General features: G+C 44.5%; 21 protein-coding genes and 1 tRNA gene. 10 read left to right on the top strand and 12 right to left on the bottom strand.

What is annotated here, in order from left to right; genetic code table 11:
• Window positions 1-37: 37 nt before the first annotated feature.
• The 6 genes from LEP1GSC050_RS01675 to LEP1GSC050_RS01650 all read right to left on the bottom strand — a co-directional run bounded on the left by LEP1GSC050_RS01675 (window position 38) and on the right by LEP1GSC050_RS01650 (window position 7,497).
• Window positions 38-1,348, bottom strand: coding sequence for a PilZ domain-containing protein (locus tag LEP1GSC050_RS01675; protein ID WP_010569332.1), 1,311 nt, complete (start codon window positions 1,346-1,348; stop codon window positions 38-40).
• Window positions 1,349-1,578: 230 nt separating this feature from the next.
• A complete protein-coding gene (locus LEP1GSC050_RS01670) occupies window positions 1,579-3,846 on the bottom strand; it encodes an alpha-hydroxy-acid oxidizing protein (RefSeq protein WP_010569331.1) in 2,268 nt (755 codons plus the stop codon).
• Window positions 3,843-5,000, bottom strand: coding sequence for a tRNA 2-thiouridine(34) synthase MnmA (gene mnmA / locus LEP1GSC050_RS01665; RefSeq protein ID WP_010569330.1), 1,158 nt, complete (start codon window positions 4,998-5,000; stop codon window positions 3,843-3,845). Before mnmA ends, LEP1GSC050_RS01670 begins: the two co-directional genes overlap by 4 nt.
• Complete coding sequence (locus LEP1GSC050_RS01660; protein WP_020986929.1) at window positions 4,993-6,048, bottom strand: pepsin/retropepsin-like aspartic protease family protein; 1,056 nt, start codon at window positions 6,046-6,048, stop codon at window positions 4,993-4,995. Before LEP1GSC050_RS01660 ends, mnmA begins: the two co-directional genes overlap by 8 nt.
• Window positions 6,049-6,112: 64 nt before the next feature.
• Window positions 6,113-6,343, bottom strand: a complete 231-nt coding sequence (locus LEP1GSC050_RS01655) for a hypothetical protein (RefSeq protein ID WP_010569328.1) — start codon at window positions 6,341-6,343, stop codon at window positions 6,113-6,115.
• An 89-nt stretch (window positions 6,344-6,432) separates the two neighbouring features.
• Window positions 6,433-7,497 (bottom strand): sensor domain-containing diguanylate cyclase, encoded by a 1,065-nt coding sequence (locus LEP1GSC050_RS01650; RefSeq protein ID WP_010569327.1) that lies wholly within the window; start codon window positions 7,495-7,497, stop codon window positions 6,433-6,435.
• 196 nt (window positions 7,498-7,693) lie between these two features.
• Between LEP1GSC050_RS01650 and LEP1GSC050_RS01645 the strand changes: the two genes are divergently transcribed.
• Window positions 7,694-7,766: transfer RNA gene (locus LEP1GSC050_RS01645), tRNA-Met, on the top strand.
• A 125-nt stretch (window positions 7,767-7,891) separates the two neighbouring features.
• Here LEP1GSC050_RS01645 and proC read toward each other — a convergent pair.
• From proC to LEP1GSC050_RS01630, 3 genes are read right to left on the bottom strand one after another with little or no spacing between them, the layout of a single operon-like run.
• Window positions 7,892-8,674 (bottom strand): pyrroline-5-carboxylate reductase, encoded by a 783-nt coding sequence (gene proC / locus LEP1GSC050_RS01640; RefSeq protein ID WP_010569326.1) that lies wholly within the window; start codon window positions 8,672-8,674, stop codon window positions 7,892-7,894.
• The gene (locus tag LEP1GSC050_RS01635) at window positions 8,671-9,336 is read right to left on the bottom strand and encodes a YggS family pyridoxal phosphate-dependent enzyme (protein ID WP_010569325.1); all 666 of its coding nucleotides are present in this window, start codon (window positions 9,334-9,336) and stop codon (window positions 8,671-8,673) included. Before LEP1GSC050_RS01635 ends, proC begins: the two co-directional genes overlap by 4 nt.
• Window positions 9,337-9,352: 16 nt before the next feature.
• Entirely contained in the window at window positions 9,353-10,051 is a 699-nt protein-coding gene (locus LEP1GSC050_RS01630) for a hypothetical protein (RefSeq protein WP_010569324.1), read from the bottom strand.
• Between the two features lie 132 nt (window positions 10,052-10,183).
• Here LEP1GSC050_RS01630 and LEP1GSC050_RS01625 point away from each other — a divergent pair, with 132 nt between their 5' ends.
• Window positions 10,184-10,900 carry a flagellar filament outer layer protein FlaA gene (locus LEP1GSC050_RS01625; protein WP_232225645.1) on the top strand — a complete coding sequence of 239 codons (717 nt, stop codon included), beginning with the start codon at window positions 10,184-10,186 and terminating at the stop codon, window positions 10,898-10,900.
• Here LEP1GSC050_RS01625 and LEP1GSC050_RS01620 read toward each other — a convergent pair.
• On the bottom strand, window positions 10,872-11,489 hold the full coding sequence (locus LEP1GSC050_RS01620) for an HAD family hydrolase (protein ID WP_010569322.1): 618 nt from the start codon (window positions 11,487-11,489) through the stop codon (window positions 10,872-10,874). The two genes, LEP1GSC050_RS01625 and LEP1GSC050_RS01620, sit on opposite strands and share 29 nt — an antisense overlap.
• A 5-nt stretch (window positions 11,490-11,494) precedes the next feature.
• Between LEP1GSC050_RS01620 and LEP1GSC050_RS01615 the strand changes: the two genes are divergently transcribed.
• Window positions 11,495-12,730, top strand: a complete 1,236-nt coding sequence (locus tag LEP1GSC050_RS01615; protein WP_010569321.1) for a 3-deoxy-D-manno-octulosonic acid transferase — start codon at window positions 11,495-11,497, stop codon at window positions 12,728-12,730.
• A gap of 101 nt (window positions 12,731-12,831) precedes the next feature.
• Window positions 12,832-14,730, top strand: coding sequence for an NAD(+) synthase (gene nadE / locus LEP1GSC050_RS01610; RefSeq protein ID WP_040910911.1), 1,899 nt, complete (start codon window positions 12,832-12,834; stop codon window positions 14,728-14,730).
• A 38-nt stretch (window positions 14,731-14,768) separates the two neighbouring features.
• On the opposite strand, the gene LEP1GSC050_RS01605 is transcribed toward nadE, so the two are convergent.
• On the bottom strand, window positions 14,769-15,473 hold the full coding sequence (locus tag LEP1GSC050_RS01605) for an LIC_20245 family lipoprotein (RefSeq protein WP_010569319.1): 705 nt from the start codon (window positions 15,471-15,473) through the stop codon (window positions 14,769-14,771).
• Between the two features lie 66 nt (window positions 15,474-15,539).
• Between LEP1GSC050_RS01605 and LEP1GSC050_RS01600 the strand changes: the two genes are divergently transcribed.
• The 6 genes from LEP1GSC050_RS01600 (at window position 15,540) to recJ (ending at window position 21,344) form a co-directional block, all read left to right on the top strand.
• Complete coding sequence (locus tag LEP1GSC050_RS01600; protein WP_408605370.1) at window positions 15,540-16,313, top strand: LIC11073 family putative lipoprotein; 774 nt, start codon at window positions 15,540-15,542, stop codon at window positions 16,311-16,313.
• On the top strand, window positions 16,310-17,053 hold the full coding sequence (gene rsmI, locus LEP1GSC050_RS01595; protein WP_010569317.1) for a 16S rRNA (cytidine(1402)-2'-O)-methyltransferase: 744 nt from the start codon (window positions 16,310-16,312) through the stop codon (window positions 17,051-17,053). The genes LEP1GSC050_RS01600 and rsmI overlap by 4 nt, the downstream gene beginning before the upstream one ends.
• An 18-nt stretch (window positions 17,054-17,071) precedes the next feature.
• Complete coding sequence (locus LEP1GSC050_RS01590) at window positions 17,072-17,395, top strand: flagellar biosynthesis anti-sigma factor FlgM (protein WP_010418295.1); 324 nt, start codon at window positions 17,072-17,074, stop codon at window positions 17,393-17,395.
• A gap of 82 nt (window positions 17,396-17,477) precedes the next feature.
• Window positions 17,478-18,647 carry an iron-containing alcohol dehydrogenase gene (locus tag LEP1GSC050_RS01585; protein WP_010569316.1) on the top strand — a complete coding sequence of 390 codons (1,170 nt, stop codon included), beginning with the start codon at window positions 17,478-17,480 and terminating at the stop codon, window positions 18,645-18,647.
• Window positions 18,648-19,116: 469 nt separating this feature from the next.
• Entirely contained in the window at window positions 19,117-19,437 is a 321-nt protein-coding gene (locus LEP1GSC050_RS01575) for a bactofilin family protein (RefSeq protein WP_010569314.1), read from the top strand.
• A gap of 2 nt (window positions 19,438-19,439) precedes the next feature.
• Window positions 19,440-21,344: a single-stranded-DNA-specific exonuclease RecJ gene (gene recJ / locus LEP1GSC050_RS01570; protein WP_010569313.1), complete on the top strand. Its 1,905-nt coding sequence runs from the start codon at window positions 19,440-19,442 to the stop codon at window positions 21,342-21,344.
• Between the two features lie 212 nt (window positions 21,345-21,556).
• Here the strand turns inward: recJ and pcnB are convergent, their stop codons facing one another.
• Window positions 21,557-23,026 (bottom strand): polynucleotide adenylyltransferase PcnB, encoded by a 1,470-nt coding sequence (pcnB, locus tag LEP1GSC050_RS01565; protein WP_010569312.1) that lies wholly within the window; start codon window positions 23,024-23,026, stop codon window positions 21,557-21,559.
• Window positions 23,027-23,067: the final 41 nt, after the last annotated feature.

Genomic DNA, 23,067 nt, shown 5'->3' with positions numbered 1-23,067 from the left:
TCTTCCTTTCCGACTCGAGTGCGAAGTGCAGTTTGATTCAGATCTTCTCTCCGGAATCGAATCCCATTTCGGGAATTTCCTCGATGATTGAACCGTCCGGTTCGGAATGGGGAATTTCAGGAACTATCCCTTCTGGTTCTGATTCGGTTCCGATTTTTTTTGCGCCCGGAGAGCCCACCGCCGAAACTTCCTCCTGAACCAACTCCCCTGAGCTAGCGGATTCGGCCGATCCATCCTCCGTATTCTTTTCCTCGGAACTTGGGGCTTGCTTACCGCCGTCCTTTCCAAGTTTGGAATCCACAAATTGATTTAAGATTTCCTCTTCTCTTGGGTTTAAATTGAAGAACTGACAACCGACCCGAAACATTCGATCCGTATTAGCTATATTTCGAATCACAGCGCGAAACGTTCCCTTAAGTTCTCGATTCAATTGCAAATCGAATAACAAAGTTTCGCCGACGGCAAAACTTCGGGAAAAGAAGATGGATTGCTGATGAAAAAAACCGAGTCCATTCCTGCTGATGTCTTCCACTTGGCATTTTTCTTTCGACTCTTGGAAAAAGCCCGAACTAATCACTTCCCTTGAAATCGCAGCCGAGAAAAGGGTAATCTTATTATAATCTTCCGTATTCATCGGTTTTTCCGAAAGCACTTGAATATACCCTAGCGGCGTATAATTTTTATATCGTATCAATACGCAAATTTCGGAAACAAAACGGGATTCGATTTTATTTAAGGAGATCAGTTTCAGATACTCTTCCATCGGAACAAAATTGACCCCTCCCGAACTTCTATCATGACGATCGATAATATAAATGGACTGCTCGAAATTATACATGATCCTGAGCCGGTTATCCATTCGATCCGAAAAATACACCAATGAATCGTTATAGCTTTCTTTGATTTTTTTGGAATGCCTTTGGATAATTTCATCAACTGACTTATCCACAAAGCCCAGTGATTTTCTTAAGTGTTGCTGATTGATGATATTATAAATAACTATCGGTTCTCCATTTGCGTTTTCAAATTCGATCCTTCCCTGGGCCCTCTTAGCCTCGGATACTTTTACTGCCTGGACTCTAAGCAGCTCCAGACCGTTGTTTTCGTTGCGCCCTTCGACGGTAAAAACTCCGTGGAAAAAATGGTAGTTATGAGTAAGAAAGAGGATTCGGATCTTCTCGTTAGTAGGTTTGCCGGGAACGGAAACCAGGAGAAAAAGATCATCCTTGATTCCAACGATTTTTACAGGATAGGAACGCCCCTTAATATCTACGGATACGGGAAGGCGTGTAAACAGTGTCTGGAGAATTTTCCCCAATGCATCGGCTTCCTTTACCGTTTTATCCAAGGCTTTCCCCCGATAGAATTAGCAATCAGACAATCAAGAGACGAATTTACTTATGCCCTTCACAATGGGAAGAAATTTCCATTCGGATTTTCTAAAAGGGATTGGATATAAAACTCCAAAAGAATGATCTACATCAAAGTATATATTCCATTCTCCGAAGGAATCTACGACTTTTGAGTTATTAAAAAATCTCGCTCGTTCGGAATTTTATGGCAACGTACGAAATCTACCTATTTTACCGGCTCTTCTTCTTTCTTCTTAAAAATGAATTCACGTTTAATCTCGGAAATTTTGGAAGCGCCGACAGTATTCATAGCTTGAACTAAAGTTTCGGTATATTGTCCGATCAGGAATCGAACACCGGCAACTCCCCCTCCTACGGCGGAAATTGCCATCGGCCTTCCTACCAAAACAGTATCGGCACCCAATGCATGCATTTTAAAAGCATCCGTTCCGCTTCTAACGCCGCCATCGACCGAAATATGAATTTTCGTACTTATAGAGTCCCGAATCGAGGAAAGCACTCTGGCTGTTCCAGGCATATCGTCGAGCACTCTTCCTCCGTGATTGGAAACCACAATAGCGTCGGCTCCCGCATCCACTGCCAGGCGAGCGTCTTCCGGAGTCATAATGCCTTTTAGAATAAATGGAAGTTTGGTTAAGGACCTGATTCGAGAAAGGGTCTCTAAGTTTCGAGTAATCGAAGGAATTTTCTTTTGAACCATCGTTTTAAAATTTACCGCATCGATATCCATGCCTAAAGCGATGATTCCTTTTTCTTCGGCCTCCAGGAAGCGTTCCTTCAATAACCCTTCATCTTCTCTAGGTTTGCAGATTAGAATTCCCTTTCCGTTGACTTTCGACAAGGCTTCCAACATTACCAGATATTTTTCCGGACTAGCGCCGTCGCCTAACCATGCAATGGTGCCGGAGGCGATACAACCCTCCAATAGAGTGTATGCAAGGGTGTATTCATCCATTGCCCCGTTCATATTGGTGATCGCTCCGGTCATCGGAGCCGCCATTATCGATGTGGAAAGTTTTTGCCCTAAGAATTCTATCTCCGTGGATGCGCGCACATGCTCGCGAATATAGCGGGGAAGAATTGCATATTCCGCAAGAGCATTTATATTATCCTGGAACGTAAGCATTCTTCCGACTCCGCCCATTCCGGGAACCCCGGACGCGCAATCGGTTCCGTCGCAAACTTTACAAACCCAACAAATTTCCTTTCCGAATCTGATTCTCGCATTTTGGGCGATTTCTTTTTCGGAAACGGAATAAAGTTCGTCGCAAGTGAACCGAACCGAAGAACGGACCGACTCGAAAATTTTTTCCGCTTCGCTTAACGTGTCCGCAGTGATGATAACATGTCCAGTCTTCTCGATATTATTCGTCGGTTCCGGAATGATATCTCCGATTTTGTGAAGCAGAAAAATATCGGTCACTCCGTCGATTTTCTTGGCTTCTTCGAATCCTTCGATCGCAAGAAGTTTTCCTTTTGGCGCAAGTAATGCCCTTTCGATCGAAACCCGCTTATATAAAGGTTCTAGATTATCCGGTTCTTCCCCTAGAGCTATCAGGATCGCGGCTCGATTCAAATTGATCCCGCTTGATAGAGGAAAAGTAAATGCCGACATGAAACCGCCCGATAATCTAGCGGCGATTTCGCCGATCTTCACTCCATCCGGAGTTACTTTTATATCCCCCTTACCTGCGCCCCTACGAATGCCGAGCGCCTTCATACCTCGAAACATAACGTCTTCGATTTCTTTTAAAACGGATTCGGAAAGTGCGGAGGGCATATTATGGCCCATTTCTATAAAGTACGGTTCCCGCTCGATGATTCGGTCGGCGATTCCGGTGATGGCATAGTTCCCGTCCCAAGCCAGGGCATCGACCGATACTTCGGGACCGGGCATGTATTCTTCTAAGATCATTTCTCCGGTCGGAGAATATTTCTTAGCATGTTTAAAAGCGGCCTGTAGTTCTTCGCGATTATTGACTTTTACCACTCCGCGGGCGCCCATATTATCTGCGGGTTTCATCACTAATGGAAATTTCAAAAACTCTAATGCATCTCTAGTATCCTGAATGCTCCAAATAGCCGCAAAACCCGGAATCGGAACCCCGGCCTTTTTAAGCCGCTCTCGCATCTTTACCTTATTGGATGCCGCCTCCGCGTCTATGAAGCGGATTCCGGGAAGGTCCAGCGCATTGGAGACTGCGGCAACCGTCATACTCGCATCGGTTCCCGCCGTAATGACGCCGTCGACTTTGATCGTCGTCGCTAACTTTTTGGATTCGCGCACCATTCCTTCGATATCCTTAGTGGACATTACCAAAGGAAGATCACAAATCTTTAATCCTGGGGCCTCGGGATTCATATCAGCGACGATCGTCCGAAGCTGCATTGTCTTTGCGGTCTGTATGATGGGAACCTGTAAGAGGCCCCCACCCACTATCAGGATGGTTTTGCCTGCGACTTTCCTACTCACGGAAGAACGGCTGCTCCAATTTCCCGAGTTTCGTCGGTTCCCTCAAGGATCCTTTCGATAGTTTGAATGCTACCTTTTCGAATAATTCCGCCGGCCAATAAATAGTTTTCATTCCTAGGATAGAATATCGCCGATTGTCCGGGAGCTACGCCTTTAACGTCCTCTATCGGGAATACGCGAATCGCAAAATCCTCTTCCTGTCTGATCTTAGCGAGAATCGGTCGAGAACGATAGCGAACTTGCACTCGACATTCTTCTTCCTGACCGGATCGTAACGGAGACCAGGCTTGAAAATTCAAATCTTCGACGAGAAACGATTCTACGAATGTTTCCCTATCTTCTCCTAAAATTACCGTTCCATCATCCTCGATGGATAGAACGTACAAGGGATTTTTCCACGCGATTCCAAGGCCTTTGCGCTGGCCGATGGTAAAATTTTCTTTTCCCGAATGTTTTCCTACGATTCTGCCGTCTCGAAGCTTAAAGAACCCCGGAGTAAAGTCCACATTTTTGCGGGCCAAAAACTTTCTATAATCGTTTTCAGGAATAAAACATATTTCCTGAGATTCGGCTTTTTCTGCAACAGGCAAGCCCATCCTTCTTGCGATATCCCGTACTTCCGGCTTCGTCATTCCACCTAACGGAAATAATACGTTCTTTAAATTTTCTTGGGAAAGTCCGTATAGGTAATACGCTTGATTTTTATTTTGGTCGATCGCATCCGCAATCGCGTATCTCCCGTCGACTTCTACTACCTTAGAATAATGACCGGTCGCGATCTTATCGATTCCTAACGCTTTAGCTTTTTCGAATAAAGCTCCGAACTTTACGAAAGTATTACATTCTACGCAAGGATTCGGAGTCTTTCCGTCCTTATAATCGCTCACAAAACGATCGATCACTTTTTCTTGAAAAAGCTTTTCCATCTTGATTACGTAAAAAGGAATGTTTAGAGAAAGACCCACGTCTCTCGCGTCCCGAATATCTTCCGGTGAACAGCAGGATTTTTTGGTCGTATCGCATGCAGGAGCTTCGTATTCCCAGGTTCGAAGGTTCACTCCGATGACCTCATAACCTTCTTCCATAAGGAGTCCCGCAGTTACGGCGCTATCCACCCCGCCGCTCATTGCTACGATGATCTTCCCTTTACTCATGACCTGCACCCGTTTCCTTTCCTACTATACCAATAAGACTCCGTTTTGTGTCCAAAAGAATTCGGTAGTTTTCTAGCCAATTTCGACCCAGGATTCCTCGAATCCCCTTATTGAAATCGCGTGAAATCGCATCGGGAGGAATTCCACCGGGAAATACTTCCAATTCGGATAAACAAAACTCGGTCGCTTCTCCCATTTTTTTTACGAAGACCGGGCAAAAAGGCTTAAAAATTCTGGTTCGAGCGGATAAACGTCCTCCTCCGAAATTGAATACCATCGTTTCGGCTCCTTCCGCATACTGAAGCTCTTCGGCCCCTCCCCATTCCATAGCGGTATATTTTGCCCCGGTATCCAAGACCCAAGCCTCCATATTAATACCCGGAGGCCTAAGAATAAAAGCCAAAGGTTGACCTGACCGAATTTGAAGATGAAAAAGATTATCCTCAGGAAATCCCGGAGCCGGCCTAGACTCCTCGGACTTCCAGAAAGAAATCCGCTTCGGTAATTCTAGAAGAACGATATGACCCAAAAATGCATTCATCCCGAGCAGACCCTGGATTCTTAATTCGGGCGGAAAGGTGTGAGAGTAAAATTCGATTTCACCGGGAATGTGGCCTCCTCTAAAAAAAAGATTGGAAGAATGAATTCTTCGTACGGATCGAATACTACCACCGGGAAAACTAGCGCTTAAAACTTTCGTAGGAGAATTCTTGGGAACATGCTCTTCCGCCAAGAAGGATGCAAACGAACCGGTATCCAGCAGAAATCGAATCGGCTCCGCGCCCTCGGTTAGTGAAAATTCCAAAACAGGTAAATGATCCACGTTGTGTAACGGAAGGCGTAACCATTTTCCCCCCGGAGCCTCTTCCATACGCGTATATTCCGGAAGTAATTCCGAGAGCCGGATCGGAAGGCAGGATGAGAGCGGAAAAAGAAATATCGCGAAGAGAGAAAATTCGAAGGCAGAACTCAAAAAAATCTTTGCGGCATCGACAAGCTTATCGTCTTTAACTCGATAAAAACGATCCGTAAAAAAAAATCTTCTCATCTTTCTACGCTCCTAATAGAGGAAACGTATTCCGATGAACCGTCAAGCAAAGGACGAGATACGTTTACGTCAGTTTTTTAATACAACGATTGTTCGGACAACGGGTGTGGTCGATTACACAATCTCTGTATTCAATTCCGGTCTTTGCATCCTTGGATTTGTATTCGATAAAACATGCATATGGTGAAAAATCGAACTCTTCCCGACCGAGAGCCCGATTTCGAATCCTTCTGCCTAACTCAGCCTCTTCGGTCTGGCTAAGATAGAAATGGTCCAGCGCAAGTTGTCTTTCCATGATAGATTCATCGGCAAAAACTCAAAAGACATAACTGCCGTTTTTTCGTAAAATTTGAAACTAAAGGCAAAAATCCTTCCGAAAGGAGCTCAATTCGAGTTCATAGATTGGTGTATAATAGTTCTATTTTTTCCGGAATGTTTCGCTTCGTAAAGGGCCTTATCGGCTCTTTCGATCAAATCTTTGTTATTCCGGTCCGAAACCCAAAATTCGGAAACTCCGATAGAAAGAGTCACTTTAAAATCCGGCCCTCCATTAGGATTCGGAATCGCAGTGTCTTCCACGGCTTTCCGAATCCGCTCCCCCATTTCGAAACCTCTCTTTAAATCGGCTCCGGGCATTACCAAGCAGAATTCCTCTCCGCCGTATCGAGCGGCTATATCGTGTTTTCCCGCACTTTCAATCAATCTTTTTGCGACAGCAATTAAGACTTCGTCTCCCGCCTGGTGGCCGTGAGTATCGTTGAATTTTTTGAAGTTATCTACGTCGGTAAATAGAAGCGCCAAGCCGGTCCTTTTCTTACGACTTCGCTCCATTTCTTCCTTTAACTTTGTTTGAAAGTAATGGTGAACTTTCAAGCCGGTCATCATATCCACCGTCGCGAGTTCATACAAACGGGAATTTTCAACGGCAATTCCGGCTAACGTCGATAGAGTCGTAAGAAACTCACGATCTTCCTCCATCCATTCGCCGAGAGTGATTTTTTCACCCAATAGTAAGAGTCCGTTCACTTTCCCTTTAGCGTTAAGAGGAATGATCAAATCTCCTCCGATTTTTCTAAGAAACTGCAATTCGGGACTCAGACCCATGGCCTCTTCCACCTGGTCCGGAGTCATCGCTTTCAATTTGGTTTCGAGAAAAGTAACCAAAGGCGCATCCGTTTTAATGCGAAAGCTTACGTCATCTTCGTTTAAATCGAATCCTTTAAAGCTTGGTTCCAACTCGAAATAATTCGAATCCGCTTCCGGCGCGAGAAAAATCGCCGCACTTAACGTTTGAAGTTGAGCAAGGCAGATATTTAAAATTGCATCTATAAGATACTTATAATCGAGTGTAGAGTTAAGGGCCTTACTGATCTCGATTAATTGCTTTTGATCGTAGATCTTTTTCTCATAGTACTCGATCATTAGAGGATCGTTGTCTTTTCCGATCAAGTTGGATTCTCCCATTCCGTGGTTACAATGGTTACTATTTCGCTATGCCCATATCGGCGAAGAATTTTCGACTGAAATGAAAGTCGATTTGCTCCAAGGTAGTAGCATCAAAAACGTTTCCTTGTGGAAATCAAACTCTTTTTAGTTTTTTCACTTGACTTTGAGCCCTGGCGAGTGAAACATGGTTTCAAGACACCGCGCGGTGGAGCAGCCGGTAGCTCGTTGGGCTCATAACCCAAAGGTCACAGGTTCGAATCCTGTCCGCGCTAGAGTGTCACGCCAATCCTTATATCTGCAAAAGCAAACAATTGGACGCGCAAAACTTGCGTAATTCGACAATTTGTTTTAGTTTCTTTTTGAAATCTCTTTAAATCTAATTCGAAAGGATTAACCTTTACAACTTACCGAGTTCTTTTGATCTTTCTGTCGCTCGTTTAACCGCTGCAAGGATTGAATAAGCGAACTTGTTTTTTTCTAATTCTTCCAAGCCGGCGATCGTTGTTCCGCCGGGAGAAGTAACTCTATTTTTCAATTCTTCTGGATGGAGGTCAGGATCCTTTCCTCTCTCTTCCAACAAGAGACTCGCAGCACCCAATACGGTATGAATGGATAACTCTAAGGACTGATTATATGTTAGACCGGACGCGACTCCACCTTCCGCCAAACTTTGTATAAAACGTAAAACATAAGCAGGCCCGGATCCTGATAAACCTGTAACCGAGTCTAGTAACTCTTCCTTGGAAACTTCTAAGCAGTAAGATATAGGAGAAAAAATTTCTCTTACGGTTGCATAAAGTTCCGGATCTCCGAAATAACCCAATGCTCCCTTTTCGACAAGAATCGGCAGATTGGGCATGATTCTTACGATACTGGAACCTTTCGGGGAAGAATTGCGCAACGTACTTGTATCGATTCCTGCTGCAACGGAAAGAATTTTCTTAGGTGAATCGAGAGTCTTTAGAGTTTTAGAAACATCTCCCGGTTTTACCGAAATCAGCAATAACTCCGATTTTTTTTGAAACTCTTCCCAATTATTCTCCAGCAGGATCCCTTGCGCTTTCTCAGCGGGAAGAAACGGATCGAAGCCAAGAACGTTTCTTTTTCTATTTTTAAGCGAACGATAAATCGCTCCGCCCATGTTTCCGCAACCGATGATTCCGATAGTTTCTTGGCTCATGCTCTCTCTCCGAATATTGCGCTTCCAATTCTTACATAATCGCTGCCTTCCGATACTGCGATTCTATAATCCCCGGACATTCCCATAGAAAGTTTGGCCTCGGGAAAATAATCCCTACGAATTTCGTTTAATTCATGAAAAACGTTTCGAGTCATTCCCTCTTCGCCGGAACTGGGTCCCATTGTCATCAATCCTTCAATCCTGCAAAATTCGGAGGAAAAAGAAGAACGATCTTGCAGAAATTCCAACAATTGCGAACGGGAGAAGCCTGATTTGGACGTCTCCTCGGTAAGATTCGCTTGCAGGAAGATTCCCATTTTCCATCGATCTTTTTCCAGTCGTTTTCTCAACTCTTCGAGAGTAGCGACGGAACCGACTCCATGCGCATAAGAATATAATCCCGCGTATTTTCGTAACGTCCCAGACTGCAACGGTCCGATATGATGGAGAATAAAGTCCACCCCGGCTGTTCCTAAATCTGCGAATTTATCCCACCCTTCTTGCACTCGATTTTCACCGAAATGCAGACATCCTGCCGAAATCGCCTGAACCACTTTTTCCTTGGGCTGAAATTTAGAGACTGCGATAATCGTAGAGGGATTGTCGGGCCGAATCGATTCGATTTCGGATCGCAACGATAAATATTGTTCTAAAACTCCCAAGGCACAACCTTTGACGTTACTCTTCCTTGGATTTCTTTTTCAGAGTGGAGATTTCCTTTTCCAATCGTTCGACTCTTTTTTCCAAGGGAAGATTCTTTTTTGGACGAACCGCTTTATCTGATTTTACGCCTAGTTTCTTTTCCAGTCTATTGACTCTTTTTTCCAGAGAATGCAAACGAGTTTGCATTCTGCTTGAATGCGGTTTCTTTTTTTTATACGAATGCTTTCTATGCTTGCGGGAAATTTTTTCCGATTTCTTAGGGACTTCTTCTTCGCCGCCCTTAAATTCCATGGGTCGTTTGGATTTGGGTAAAGGCTGATTTACTTCAGGGTATTCTTCCTTACCGGACTCCCGCTTACTCGCCGCCTCATCCTGACGACGATCCGATCCCTTAGATTTTCCCTTTTCGGGGCCCAATCCGGGAACCTCGTAATCAGTTTTCGGAAGAGGTTTAGAAATTTCATTTTGGGTCTCTTTCGCCGGAGGGAATTCCGAATCGAAATTTTGAGCCGGAGGTGAGAGTTCCTTGCTTGGGGGGACCTCGTCCAAACCGATGATCACCCGTTCGTTCGGAGCCTGTGCGTTCGACGACGCTTGTTGATTTTTTATCCATGCGGATATTTTATCCCGCTGAAAGATTACGTAAACGATCAAGCATCCTAACAAAAGGATTAGTAATCCACCTAGAAGAGTTTTCAGAATATCCCGGTTCATACGTTTTCCTTTCTACAATATCGGCCTATTAAGGCCGCAAACGGGTAAAAAACCCCGGTTTACCTCAGGGGAAACCTTAATTCTTCCGAAAGAACTAGGGTGGCACGGCGCGCATTATTCTTCGTACTATCCATTTTATCGATAGGTTTCATTCCCGCAAACTACTCCTGGGCCCCGCCTATCACCCGAGATCAAGACGAAGCAAGTCGAGTTTTGCAACTTGAAAAAGTACTTGGAGATTGGAGACACTACAACCTTTTTCTTGTGGATGCATTTGAAGGGGCAAGACCTTGGGAAATATACCGGGGAATTTCGTTTATCAACCGAATCGAATTCACCTCGCAAATTCCCTCCTCTCCGGCTTTTTTAAAAGAAAGAGAACTCTATAAGGAAACCGCCTCGGAAGAATACCGATCCATGATGATTCATAGTTTCTTTGAAAACCCGAAACAGGAACATCTGGAAATCCGACCGAAAGAGCCGATTCGTCTACCGATCGGAATTCCGACTCGAATTTTCTTCTGGGCATACTCTTCCAACCATAATGCATCGATCGAAATCGTGTTCCGGCAGAGAAAGTCTAAAGAAGTAAGTCTCGAAATCGGGGATTTAAAATTCGACGGTTGGAAGAGAATCGAAACCAAACTATCAGTTCCGGGTCGGAATATCCGTCTCAACCAATCTCTCCGATTTCCCTTGGAAGTCAGTGCGATTCGAATCAAACCGAGTCCGTTTCAACCGAAAGGTGAGTTTGTATTTTATCTGGACCGATTAGGAATACTAATCGATAGCCGAGACGAAATTTACCCCGGCGCGGAAATCAAAGACAATTGGGGAACTGCTCTATAAGAAAATTCCGGAGTTCCCCGGGATTCTTAGGGTCGAACCGAAATGCATTCCAATTTAAATATCCGGCGACCTCTACATTAGTCGCATTGTCATCCACGAAGACATATTCTCTATCAGGGTAATCCGTCGCTATCCATTGATAATATTCCTGAGCCGGTTTGCGCACACCCATTTCGCAGGAAAAATAAAGCCGGTCCAAGGAGCGGAAAAGAGAGCCAACTTCGGGAAATTGTAGTAACTCCTTGTACCAAACCGAATAATTGCTGGCCAAGAGAACCTGAAATCCTTTCTCCTTCAAAGTCTTCACTATTTGAAAGGATTCCCGGATCGGATGCACCGAAGAAAACATTTGTTCTTTCAATTCCCGTGGGGAAGGAAGTCCAGCGTTTCTATGAGACTCCAAGTAAAATCGGGAAAAGAATTCTTCTTCGGTGATCTGCCCTTTTTCAAATTCCAAGAAAGCTTGCCTTTCTCGGCCATTTCGAAAAGATTCCAATTGGTCCTTGGACAGAAGAGTCTTCAAAGCCGAATGAAACGGATCTTTGATGAGAGTGTCCATTAGATCGAAAACAAAGAGCGGAGATCGCATACCCCATGGTTTTCTTATATCGGTTTTTGACGATTCTTCTTTGGCCCCCTCTTTATGTTTTCTCCTTTATTATTCCATCGGCTCGGGAATTCCTACGAATTCGATCGAATGATAAAAAAAAGCTGCTTGCGATTTCACCTCCGGGACCGAATCAAAAAGTGGTCTGGCTGCACGCGGCTTCGGTGGGAGAACTGGATCAGTGTAAAGCGTTAGCCGTCGTTTTCAGAGAAAAAGAACCTGAAACTCTCCTACTGCAAAGCGTATTCTCACCTTCCGTTCGTGAATCTCAATTAGACGCCTTTCCTGCACACATAAAATTCCATCTTCCGCTGGATTTTCCATGGGCTTATACTTTTATCTTTGAAAAATTTCATCCTGAACTATTGGTCTTAATGGCCTGGGATCGTTGGCCGAATCTATTACTGGAAGCAAGAAAGCGGGGAGTTCTTACGATTTTAGCAAGCGCGGTTTTAACTCCACCGGAAGGGTTTTTCAAAAAAGGATTCTATCGTTCAGTGTTCGGTTTGTTCGATCAAATCTTTCCTTCACATTCTTCGGCCGAGGAAAGCTTTCGAAATTTATTGGGACCTTCCGCAAAAATCCGGACATTAGGGGATTGTAGAATCGACACAGTGATTCGAAAAGTGGAATCAAACCCTCGGCGCTTTGAAAGACCTGAAAACTATCCCTTTTCAAAGATATTCCTGCTCGCATCCACGTACGAAGAATGCGAAGATTTACTACTACCGCTACTATCCGAAACTTCCCTTCAAGATTTCGCATTCTGGATCTTCCCTCATAAAACCGATCCGCCCAGAATTCTATCAGTTCTGGAGCAGGTCAAAAAACGGACCGAAAACTATTGTTTGTTCAGTTCGATATCGTTTGAAAAAATTGATTCGCGGGTAATCATATTCGACGTTTTAGGCCTGCTAGCTTACGCATACCAAGTGGTGGATTTTGCTTATGTTGGAGGTGCCTTGCATAGCCGAGTCCATAATGTCTTGGAGCCGGCTTACTTCGGTCTTCCATTATTAACCGGTCCGAGAATCAGTCATTCTCCGGAGGCCAAGGAATTGAATCGGCGGGGAGGCCTCTTTATCATTCGAAATCGGGAAGACGTGATTCCAATTCTTTCCTTATCGGAAGAAAAAAAGAAGGAGATTGCCGAGACGAATCGATCCTTTTTGGAGATCGGACGCGGCGCGGGAGAAAGAATTTATCAAGCTCTGCGCGGTTAACATATGAAATGCAGGTTGCCTTGTGAAGAATGCTCGCAACTCTCTTCCCGCTTCGAAAAAAGGTTTTCTCCTGTCGTTCGGTCGCAGAGACTGGGGAGGAAATGCCCATCTACCGTTGCACGGCCGTAAGCCTCCGAACGACTCCACTCGATTTCAAAGGAAATCGGGAACGAATTCTATCCGCATTAGAAATTTGCAAAACTTCTTCGATCGTTTTATTTCCGGAACTTTCGTTAAGCGGCTATGGTTGCGAGGATGCATTTTATTTTCCTTGGGTTTGGGAACATTCATGGAAGAGCCTAAAAGAAATCGCCCGAACGGTCGGAAAAAGAACGGTAATACTTGGTTTACCTTTTTTCCAAAGTCCTTATTTATTTAACGTTGCAGCCATCTTACAAGACGGGGAAATCTTGGGATTGGTACCCAAGCAGAATTTAGCCCAAACCGGAGTCCACTACGAGAACCGATGGTTCGTCAAAGGCGAAGAAGCCGGTTCTTACGCTCTTACTCCCGACGGACAAGAAATTCCTTTCGGATCCATGATATTTGAGACGGAGGACTTTGATTTTGGAATCGAAATCTGCGAAGATTCCTGGGTTCAAACTAGACCGGGGCAAACTCTGGTGGACGCAGGCGCCGACCTGATTCTTTCTCCGGGCGCATCCCACTTTGCATTAGGAAAACAAGATATAAGAAAAAGATTATTCGGCGAGGCTTCTAGAAACGGAGCCGGCGCGGTCCTGTACGCAAACCTCGATGGAAATGAATCCGGACGATTGATTTTTGAAGGCGGTTCTTTAGGATTTAGAGAAGGGGATTTGGTTGCGGAAGGACCAAGATTACATTTTACGGATTTTGAATTAACTCATTTGGATTTAGATCCGCAGGATTTGCGAGCGAGACGGGCGCGTAATTTCCGTTCTTCCGGCACGAAAGAATTTCGATCCAAAGGCAGAAGTCTGCACCGAATTCGAATTTCGGAAATAGTAGTATCGAACGAAGTTCAAAAACCTTCTACGAAAATTCAAGATTCTCCGACTCAAGCATTTCAAGACTTTACTCGAGCAACATCCTTAGGTCTCTTCGATTATCTAAGAAAATCAAAGACAAGAGGATATACGCTCTCCTTATCCGGTGGCGCCGACAGCGCGGCCTGCGCCCTCTTGGTTAAAGCCGGAATTCTAATTGCCGAATCGGAATTGGGAGATTCCTTTTTAAAATCGATAGGCCTAGATAAGAATCACATACTCTTTACTCTTTATCAGGGAACGGAAAATAATTCGGAATATACTCTTGAAAGTGCAAAATGTCTAACTTCCGAGTTGGGAATTTCCCATTCCGCCATCGAAATCGGTTCCGAAGTATCGTCGATGATCGAAAAAATTTCGGGAGTTGTCGGCTATCCTCTAGATTGGAAACATCACAATCTAGCTTTGCAAAATATCCAAGCACGGGTCCGCTCGCCTCTCATCTGGCTTTTGGCGAATCTCAACGGTCATTTACTTTTATCCACAGGAAATCGAAGCGAGGCTAGCGTAGGGTATACGACGATGGACGGAGACTCATCGGGCTCAGTTGCTCCGTTAACCGGAATTAGTAAGGAATTTTTATTAGGGTGGTTGGCACATGTTTATTCCGGCAAAGATCATGTTCTTCCGGCTGTAAAATGCTTAGGGCGAATTTTAGAAACAAAGCCTACCGCCGAGCTAAAACCCTTGGAAGAACATCAGGAAGACGAAACCGATCTAATGCCTTATCCTCTTTTGCAGAAATTAGAAGAAGCCTTCGTTTTGCTTGGACGAGCGCCGAACAATTTGAACGAAAGCATATCCTGGGCCGATTCGAAAGAAGCCGAGGAAGGAGCGCGGAAATTTCTCCGTCTTTTCCCCGCTAGTCAATGGAAGCGAGAAAGACTCCCTCCTTCCTTTCATTTAGATTCGTACGGCTTAGATCCTAAATCCAGCTTCCGCTTTCCGATCTTGAGCGAAATTACGTTTTGATTCTTTAAAAGATCCGCGATCGGTTCGGATTAAACTGTTTATTTTCCGATTTGCTCAAAAGACTTTCGCTTATCCTGTTGAACCTGGTCAAGTTGCTGAACCATCGATTGGCGGATTGCTTCTAATTTCTTTTCCTGCTCTTCATCACCGGAACCTTTTTGCAGATCCACCAAGTAAGTTACGATGTCCAAACGATCCTTTGCCTGCTTTTCCAGAAAATCGTAATATACAACCGTCTGTTCCCGATTGGCTGTTCTTCCCAAAACGGCTCTCGTCGCCTCGGAAACCGTTTGTTCGAACTGCTTTCGCTGCTCTTTTTCGGCGGGACTTAACTTGGAAGGAATCAAGGAATTTCCTGGAAACCGTTCCTTTAATTGCTGGAAACGGTCCATCTCTTCGTTGGTATAAGGCTTACCGGTTTGAGGATTTACCGGATTATCCGCATCTGCCGCATCAGGTCGATTTTCTTGCCCGGATTCCTGCTTTTCGTTCTCTACATATTCTCCTTTTCCCGCCCGAAAGAAATCGGAATCAAAGACCGAACTTGCGGCTCCGGCAGTTCCTGTAGAACCGGAAGAAGAACGAGATCCTCCGCCTAAAAGACTGCTAACTGCATCCAATTCTCCTTTCTTTCGACTTGCTTCGCCGCCGGAGCCATCTCCGCTAGTAAAAAGAAAGGTAATTAATAGGATAAAAAATACGATAAACCCGCCGATAAATAATAATTTGCGTATACCGCCCAAGGTTTCTGCCTCTCTTTTTTTTGTTGTAAGACCGTCCGAAGAGGGAATCCTATCCACGTGGGTCGTATTTTTGGGATCTCATACCGCTGGAATCCGGGCAACCTAAAAACCCGGAAATTCCTGACAGGACTCAGTTCGCTGATTCTGATTTTTTACGTAAATACTTGCGGTACGAATACTGAAGTCGCACAATCCCCGTTCGTATTCATTACACCTGTGAGTGTTCCTCAAGTCTATAGCGTGCAAGCTACGAATCCGGGAATGGACGATCTTTTCAATATCGTCGATCCGCTTTATTCAATCAATTACGCAAATTATAAACCCAATTATTTACTCAAATATTATATTTCGAATTTGGAACCCCAGTTCGTCGGCTATAATTTGTACATCACTTCGGCAACTCCCTCGATAGCGGAAACTTCTACGGGCGGCGGCCTATATCTTGAAAACGGAACTCAGCCGTCCTTTCCTCAATTGGCGGTCCAGGCATCCACGACTACTCTGACAATCCATCGAATTAAGAATTTTATTCCTCCTCCGGGAATAACCTCCTTTCAGAAATGTGAAGTTTATACATTCACGTTACGCGCACTCCTTAATTCCGGAGTCACATCGAATCAATCGACTGCCGTATCGAGATGTAGTTCCCTGCAACCCGCTACTGAATGCGGATCGGATACTAGTTGTAATCCTACATACTGCCAGGATCCCGCTTGCACACCTGCCGTTCAAGCCACGTGTTCGATTGGAACCATTTGCAATCCGTGTCTCTATCCAAGTTTAGCAAGTAAGGGATGCCCTTGCCCAACCGGAACCCTTCCACCCGGCTGCAATCTATGAATGTATCCTGGGAATCCAGGTTTAAAATCGTTCCCGGAACTGCGTACGTTGTCGCGACACCGATCGGTAATTTGGAGGATATCACTCTCCGGGCGATCGAGGTATTGAAACAATCCGACACAATTTATTGTGAAAACGCGAATCATAGCCGGAGGCTGTTGCAAACTTTCGGCATCCAAACCGTTTCTAAAACCCTATATAAAGATCAATCCGAACAACCCTTTGCAGGAATTATCCAAAATCTCAGATCCGGTCAAACATTGTCCCTAATATCGGATGCTGGTACGCCAGGTGTTTCCGATCCTGGGTCCCAATTAGTTCGTGTTCTGAGAGAAAATGAGATTTCAGTCATTCCAATTCCCGGGCCGAGCGCCCTGACTGCACTTCTTTCCGTTTCGGGTTGGCAAGTACAGCCTTGCATTTTTCTGGGATTTCTGTCCGAGAAAAAAGGGAAGAAACGGAATCAATTAAAAGAATGGGAAGAGTTTGAGGGCGTACTCGCCCTCTTTGAATCGGTGCATCGGATCCGGGATACTCTCGCTGCAGCCAGAGAAATTTTTCCTCGATCGGAGCTTTTACTCGGCCGAGAACTTACTAAAATGCACGAAGAAATCATAAAAATTTCGCCCGAACAATCCGTCGAAACGCTAAAATTCGCAGAAAAAGGGGAATTTGTTCTGCTAATCCAAGGAAATATTAAAAAAATGCTTAACGGACGTGTCGGGGTTGCCGATACTTAGAAGTAAGAGGGAAATCCAATGACCATTGACAAAGTAGGCGGCATCAGTGGCGGTTCCTACGAGCCTCGTAAACCGACACCTGTAAGGAAAAACGAAGCCAAAGAATCTTTCGATAATATATCTATTTCAGACACTGCCAAGCAAAAGGCATCTGAAGCTCGTTTGCAAGCCGAAGTACAGACAATTTCGCAAAAGATCGTCTCATCTCCAGTAGACTCCGAGCGTTCCGCTAAACTTAAGGAAGTCAAAGAAAAACTTAAGAACGGCGAATATGATACTCTTAGTCCAGAGATCCTAAATGCGGTTGCAGATCGTATCGCCGAATCGTTTCTCGGACGTTGATCTTTTCTTAAACCCCGGAATGATTCCCTTGTATTCCGGGCTTATATTCATCTCCCCGTTCTGATTAGCGGGAGGACCGCAGGTGCCGATACTCCCCGACTGGATCAATTTTAGTTTTCCCACCAAAGTCCATTTTGAGGCCGATTGCGGTTTCAAAATGGGTAATTTTGTAAAGAATGTAGGCACGAGAGCCGTCATACTTTCCACCCAGAACGAGTTGGAAAACATGGACGAATTTTCCATTATTAAGACCTCCTTGGAAAAGCACATAGATGGCGTAATTCTCTACGACAATATCGAAAAAGAACCTACATTAAAAGAACTGGATACGGCGGCCTACTTTGCAAGAATATCGAACGCGAATTGCATTATCGGTTACGGTTCATACGAAAGTTTAAATACCGCTAAATTAGTTTCCCTACTTACAACGAACGATTCTTTCGCCGAAGATATCTTCATAGCGAAAAGAGTCCCGAAATTAAAAAGACCGGTTCCTTTGGTTTTGATACCCACTCATCCGATCATGGGACTGGAGTGTGCACCTATCGCTACCATCTACACTGACGAAGACAGGACGGTCCGCTATTTTACTCACGAATATCTTTTTCCGGAACTTGTAATCGCGGACGCTAAAATCGGAGCTTTCATGACTTCGGCCGACGTCGCAAAAGTCGGAGTGGGAATTTTAGCCGCCGCCGTGGATAGTATCCTATCCAAATATTCGAACGAACTTACGAATTCTTCCGCACTAAGGGCGATCGAAATTATTTATAAAAATTTAGTACCTGCAATTCGAGACCCGAAAAATTTACAATATCGTAATGGGATTTTCGGGGCAAGCTTACTAGTTGGAATGTCCCATTCATCGAGTTCGCTTGGCCTTTGTTACGCTTTATCCTTGGCAGCTTCGAATTTAACGAACCTGGATATTTTTCAAGCGATGTCGATTCTTCTTCCTCACGTTATGGAATATAATTTGACCTCTTCTGCCGGAAAATACGTTTTGATCGCAAAGGCTTTAGACGAAGATATTTCCAATATATCAGTAATCGAAGCCGCGATTAAAGCTGTGGAAGGAATCAGGAAGATTTATATAGAATTGAAGATTCCGCAAAGACTCTCAGAATACGAAGTAAGAAAAATCGATCTTCCCGGAATTGCTAGCTTGGCGTCCTCGTTTCCCTTTTTAGACTGCCTACCACGCGAATTGCCAAAAAACGAAATTGAAACGATTTTAGTCGCCGCCTTTTAAGGTCTCAATTACGGGGAGGCTGGGGCATTTCATTACTGATTTGGAGATGCCCACCCTTCCTGGGTGGGGGATGGGGGCGGTTTTACAGAAGCAATTTCATAGCACGAAATATGCGTACTGTCAACAATCATCACAAAAAGCGTGTGTAGGAGCTCCCACACAAAACCTAGAAAGAAAAAGAGTTTCCCAAAAAATCAAATTATGTTAATGGAACGCTTCTGCGGGGCAGCGGGTACCGCCGATCCGGCCCCCGCCCAGGAAGGGTGGGGAATCCCTCCAAAACCACCCGAAGCACATCATCAAAATTCGACTTCATTTCCACGAACTTGGAACTTACTAAACAATTTTTACCATCCTCTGCAAAATCCTATATTTCTTCTTGAGACGATCCGCATTAATATTCAGAAAAAAACAGATGAATTAGGGAAAAACATTTGAAAGGCACCTCTAGAAAATCAAAATGGAACCGATGAACGAAGAATCTATCGATACAGTGATCGGCGACGATATCCAATTTAGGGGTAAGCTTCGCTTCAATAATGCCTTAAAAATTAAAGGATTGTTCAAAGGTACGATAGAAACGTCCGGCACATTGATCGTCGGAGAAACTGGACAAGTTGAAGCCGACGTTGAAACTGGAACCTTGGAAGTAGAAGGTGACCTAAAAGGTAATATCAACGCAGTTCAAAAAATCTCCGTGCGTAAAACCGGAAAAGTAGTCGGGGATGTTCGGACTCCCGATTTAGAAATTGAATCAGGAGCAAAATTCAGCGGAAATTGTATCATGTAACCATGCCCCACCATGGTCTTTCACTTTCAGAACTTTCTCCTTCGACTGTCCCTGGTCTAAGTGTCCTCCAGTCCCATGTATTTCGAATTCGTTTTCGACAGGGCCAGCCCGGTCTATCGCCTTTAAGTTACCGTTTCGAAGATCTCCCCTCCCCGTTTTTATTACCTGATTTAGAAAGCTCTTTAGAACTTATCAGACGGTTTGTAAAAGAGAATAAGACAATCCTCTTATTTGGAGATCGCGACAGCGATGGAGTAAGTTCAACGAGTTTGCTCGGTTCCTTTTTAAGAAAAGTTCATTTTGGAAATCTCATTATTAAGACTTCCAGCAACGAAGACTATGGGCTCTGTGCTCCGGCGATGAAGTTTATTAGAGATGCCAAGCCCGATCTTCTGATTACTTTGGATTTCGGAACCAGCAACAGTTCTGAAATTGATGAACTCACAAAAGAAGGGATTCAGGTCATCGTTCTAGATCATCATGAAATTCCAGCTAGAATCTCCGCAACAGGCAAATTGATATCTCCTAAGCGTAGTGATTCCAGATATCCGTACGAAAAAATCTGTACATCTTTAATCGCCTGGAAATTGGTTACCGGCTGGCTCTATGAGTCTCTACAGGAAGCGAACCAGTATATATGGATCCAAGATACCGAAACTTTATTCGAGGGATCTCTAGTTCATAAAGGAGTGCGCCTATTTCAAGGCGACCGAGCTTCTGCGGAAAAAATATACCCGACTCCGTTTGTCGATTGGCAAGAACGCGTAAATGAAGAATATCCGGAACGAAGCGTATTCTTTTCTCAAATTTCAAGATACCCAGGAATCTTGAACGAAATCTTAATGAATTTGGATTTGGCTGCAGTCGGGACGATCACCGACATGATGCCTTTGACGGGAGAGAATCGTATCATTGTCCAGCGCGGCTGCGAAACACTGCAGAAAATACGTGCTGGCGAATACTCCCACAGACCTGGTCTAAATCAATTGATGAAGCAACTCGAATTGAGTAAAAAGAAGATTACTTCCAAAGACCTTGGTTGGAGCATCGGGCCCGCGTTAAATGCCGCGGGAAGAATGCATAAGACGGAAACAGCTTTGAAACTTTTACTAAGCGAATCGGAATCCGAGGCTGAATCTCTGTCCAAGGATTTATTAAAACTGAACGAAGAAAGAAGGGAAAGAACTAAGCGTAATTTATTTCGAGTCGACGGTTTTTTAAAAAGAAAGAAGGAAAGAACCGAGCGCCCGGTAATTTTCTGTTACGAACCGGATTTCGAACCAGGTGTATCCGGAATTGTTGCGACTCGTTTAGTCGAACAGTATCGACGTCCAGTAATCTTTATCGCTCCTGATCACGGTCACGCAAAGGGAAGCATCCGAGCTTACGGATCGGAAAACGTTCTCAATTTATTAAAGAAGGCTGAGCCTATTTTTCAGCAATTCGGCGGCCATAAGGAAGCTGGCGGCTTTTCCTTACCTATCGAAAAAATTCCGGAGCTTGCGGAAATTTTATTCAAGGAAGCGGAAATTTGGCTGAAAGAAGAGAAAAATCTTTCTATGCAAACCGTGGAAGAAAGTATCGTCAGTCTCTATCCTGCGGAATTAAAAGATTCCATCCATAAGGAGTTGGGAATATTTGAACCCTTTGGCCAAGGCAACCCGACCCCTATTCTCTCCATAAAAGAAGCAAGAATCCTATCTTATCGCCCTCTCTCTGACGGAAAACATGCAAGATTTAAGCTGCTGTCTGCCTCCGACTCGATTCATTGCATTATCTGGAATCGAGCTGGTGAATTCTCCGAAGTTCTTCGGGATAAAGGAAGCCTAGATCTATGGGGATATCTGGAAGAAAACACGTTTCGCGGCAAGACAACATTACAATTTGTAATAACCGCTTTCTCTTAAAAATCTTCTATGTTAAATTTTTCTTATAAGCTTCTGCTTTAGTTGCTGGAGCTCCTACAAAGCTGTACGCACAAAAAATACTTGAAACTTTTCCGAATCCGTGATAAATGCGCGACTGCAGCCTGCTGGGCGGGGGTACCACCGAACCGGCCCCCACCCAGGAAGGGTGGGGATTCCTCCGTATTCGACAAAATCAATGGATCGAATCGAATTTATTCTTCGTCAAAATCGGAATCGGAAGAATTTCCGCGACCCGGTCTATCGACTGGCTGGTCCGAATTTTCTTCCTCCGCATCGACGGCAGACCTGCGATTCCTATCGCGATCCGGTCTTCCACCTCTTCCCTTAAAATTCGCGCCTTCTCTCCTGTGATTACTTCTGGAAGGGCGCCCTTCTCTTTTACCGGAAGGAGGAACGGGGCGTTTTCGAACAGAGATCTCCCAAAAGAAGGCGCATTGCAGTGCCTTATCGTTATTATCCGCAATCGCATTGATTTTAAAAACGTAGAACGCGTCGTAAAAGAAATCCTTTTTCCGGAAGAAGTTGTTTTGAGAGGCTTTTTCGTCCTCAGTATGATAAAATCTTTCCTGAGATGCAAAGACTTTAATTAGCCTTTCTTTATCCTTTTTCGGCGTGCCCAATCGTTGGAAAATTGGTTCGAGGGCGGTCTTCAGTGAGGCGACTAGATGCCCCCCTTTTTTAGATACGGCGTCCTGAACAATGTCCGAAAAAAGAAGCGCATAAAAAATCTGAGGAGTCAATTCTTCCCGCTCGGAAAGTAATTTATCCGCGATCATCAGACGTTTGCCGATGCGGGTTTGCAGGAATTTATCGCCGAAGTCCACATTCTTTTTTCTTTCTTTTTCGAAAGCTTCTTTAAAAAGAACGTCCAAAAGATGATTTTGTGCCATCCCTTGAAAAATCAAAGATGTCTTCCAAGTCCGGAAGATTTTATTATACTCTTCCAGCATCCGCGAAGTGGATGCCTTCTCCAGCTCGGAAGTATTTTTCTTAATAGATTTGGAAGTACCTCTATCTATCTTAAGACCGAGTAGCACGGCAAATTTTACCGCCCGCAACATACGAACCGGGTCCTCACGGAAAGAAATTTCGGGATTCCCGATCACCCTTAGCTGTCTATTCCGGATGTCGTCGAACCCGCCGACATAGTCGACAATGGAATCGTTTCGAATATCGTAGTATAACGCGTTGATCGTAAAATCGCGACGAGCGGCGTCTTCTTGCGGAGTTCCGAATTTATTATCCCGTTTGATCAGATAATCCTGTTCTTCAACGTGCTTACCGAAGCGATGTTCGGGAAGAGACCGAAAGGTACTTACTTCGATTACTTTTCCCCGAAACAAAATATGAACGATCTTAAATCGACGCCCGATGATTCTACAGTTATTAAAGATTTTCTTAATTTGATTCGGTGTCGCGTTAGTTACGACGTCAAAATCTTTCGGCTTGCGTTCGAGAAGGAGATCGCGAACTCCCCCGCCGACTATATAGGCCTTGTATCCGAATTTATGAAGTCGGTGAATAATCTTGACGGCGTCCTCATCAATCATATTCTTCCGAATCGGGTGAGCATCCCGGTAGAATCGCTTTCCATCCGGGTAAATTAGAATGTCTTCGACGGATCCTATTTTTTTCTTGAATAGATTGGACAGGAATTTCATATGATAGGATGTACAGTCCTATAATCCCCCTCGGACCCCTA

The organism is Leptospira broomii serovar Hurstbridge str. 5399 (assembly GCF_000243715.2).
GTDB lineage: Bacteria > Spirochaetota > Leptospiria > Leptospirales > Leptospiraceae > Leptospira_B > Leptospira_B broomii.
Note: the sequence above shows the minus strand (reverse complement) of the source record. Positions and strands in the feature narration are given on the sequence as shown.

What these genes read in the sequence shown, in the direction of transcription:
- pcnB (WP_010569312.1), bottom strand. Translation starts at nt 23,026, where the DNA reads ATGAAATTCCTGTCCAATCTATTCAAGAAAAAAATAGGATCCGTCGAA.
- nadE (WP_040910911.1), top strand. Translation starts at nt 12,832, where the DNA reads ATGCCCATCTACCGTTGCACGGCCGTAAGCCTCCGAACGACTCCACTC.
- LEP1GSC050_RS01655 (WP_010569328.1), bottom strand. Translation starts at nt 6,343, where the DNA reads ATGGAAAGACAACTTGCGCTGGACCATTTCTATCTTAGCCAGACCGAA.
- LEP1GSC050_RS01630 (WP_010569324.1), bottom strand. Translation starts at nt 10,051, where the DNA reads ATGAACCGGGATATTCTGAAAACTCTTCTAGGTGGATTACTAATCCTT.
- LEP1GSC050_RS01615 (WP_010569321.1), top strand. Translation starts at nt 11,495, where the DNA reads ATGGTTTTCTTATATCGGTTTTTGACGATTCTTCTTTGGCCCCCTCTT.
- LEP1GSC050_RS01590 (WP_010418295.1), top strand. Translation starts at nt 17,072, where the DNA reads ATGACCATTGACAAAGTAGGCGGCATCAGTGGCGGTTCCTACGAGCCT.
- rsmI (WP_010569317.1), top strand. Translation starts at nt 16,310, where the DNA reads ATGAATGTATCCTGGGAATCCAGGTTTAAAATCGTTCCCGGAACTGCG.
- recJ (WP_010569313.1), top strand. Translation starts at nt 19,440, where the DNA reads ATGCCCCACCATGGTCTTTCACTTTCAGAACTTTCTCCTTCGACTGTC.
- mnmA (WP_010569330.1), bottom strand. Translation starts at nt 5,000, where the DNA reads ATGAGTAAAGGGAAGATCATCGTAGCAATGAGCGGCGGGGTGGATAGC.
- proC (WP_010569326.1), bottom strand. Translation starts at nt 8,674, where the DNA reads ATGAGCCAAGAAACTATCGGAATCATCGGTTGCGGAAACATGGGCGGA.
- LEP1GSC050_RS01575 (WP_010569314.1), top strand. Translation starts at nt 19,117, where the DNA reads ATGAACGAAGAATCTATCGATACAGTGATCGGCGACGATATCCAATTT.
- LEP1GSC050_RS01620 (WP_010569322.1), bottom strand. Translation starts at nt 11,489, where the DNA reads ATGCGATCTCCGCTCTTTGTTTTCGATCTAATGGACACTCTCATCAAA.
- LEP1GSC050_RS01660 (WP_020986929.1), bottom strand. Translation starts at nt 6,048, where the DNA reads ATGAGAAGATTTTTTTTTACGGATCGTTTTTATCGAGTTAAAGACGAT.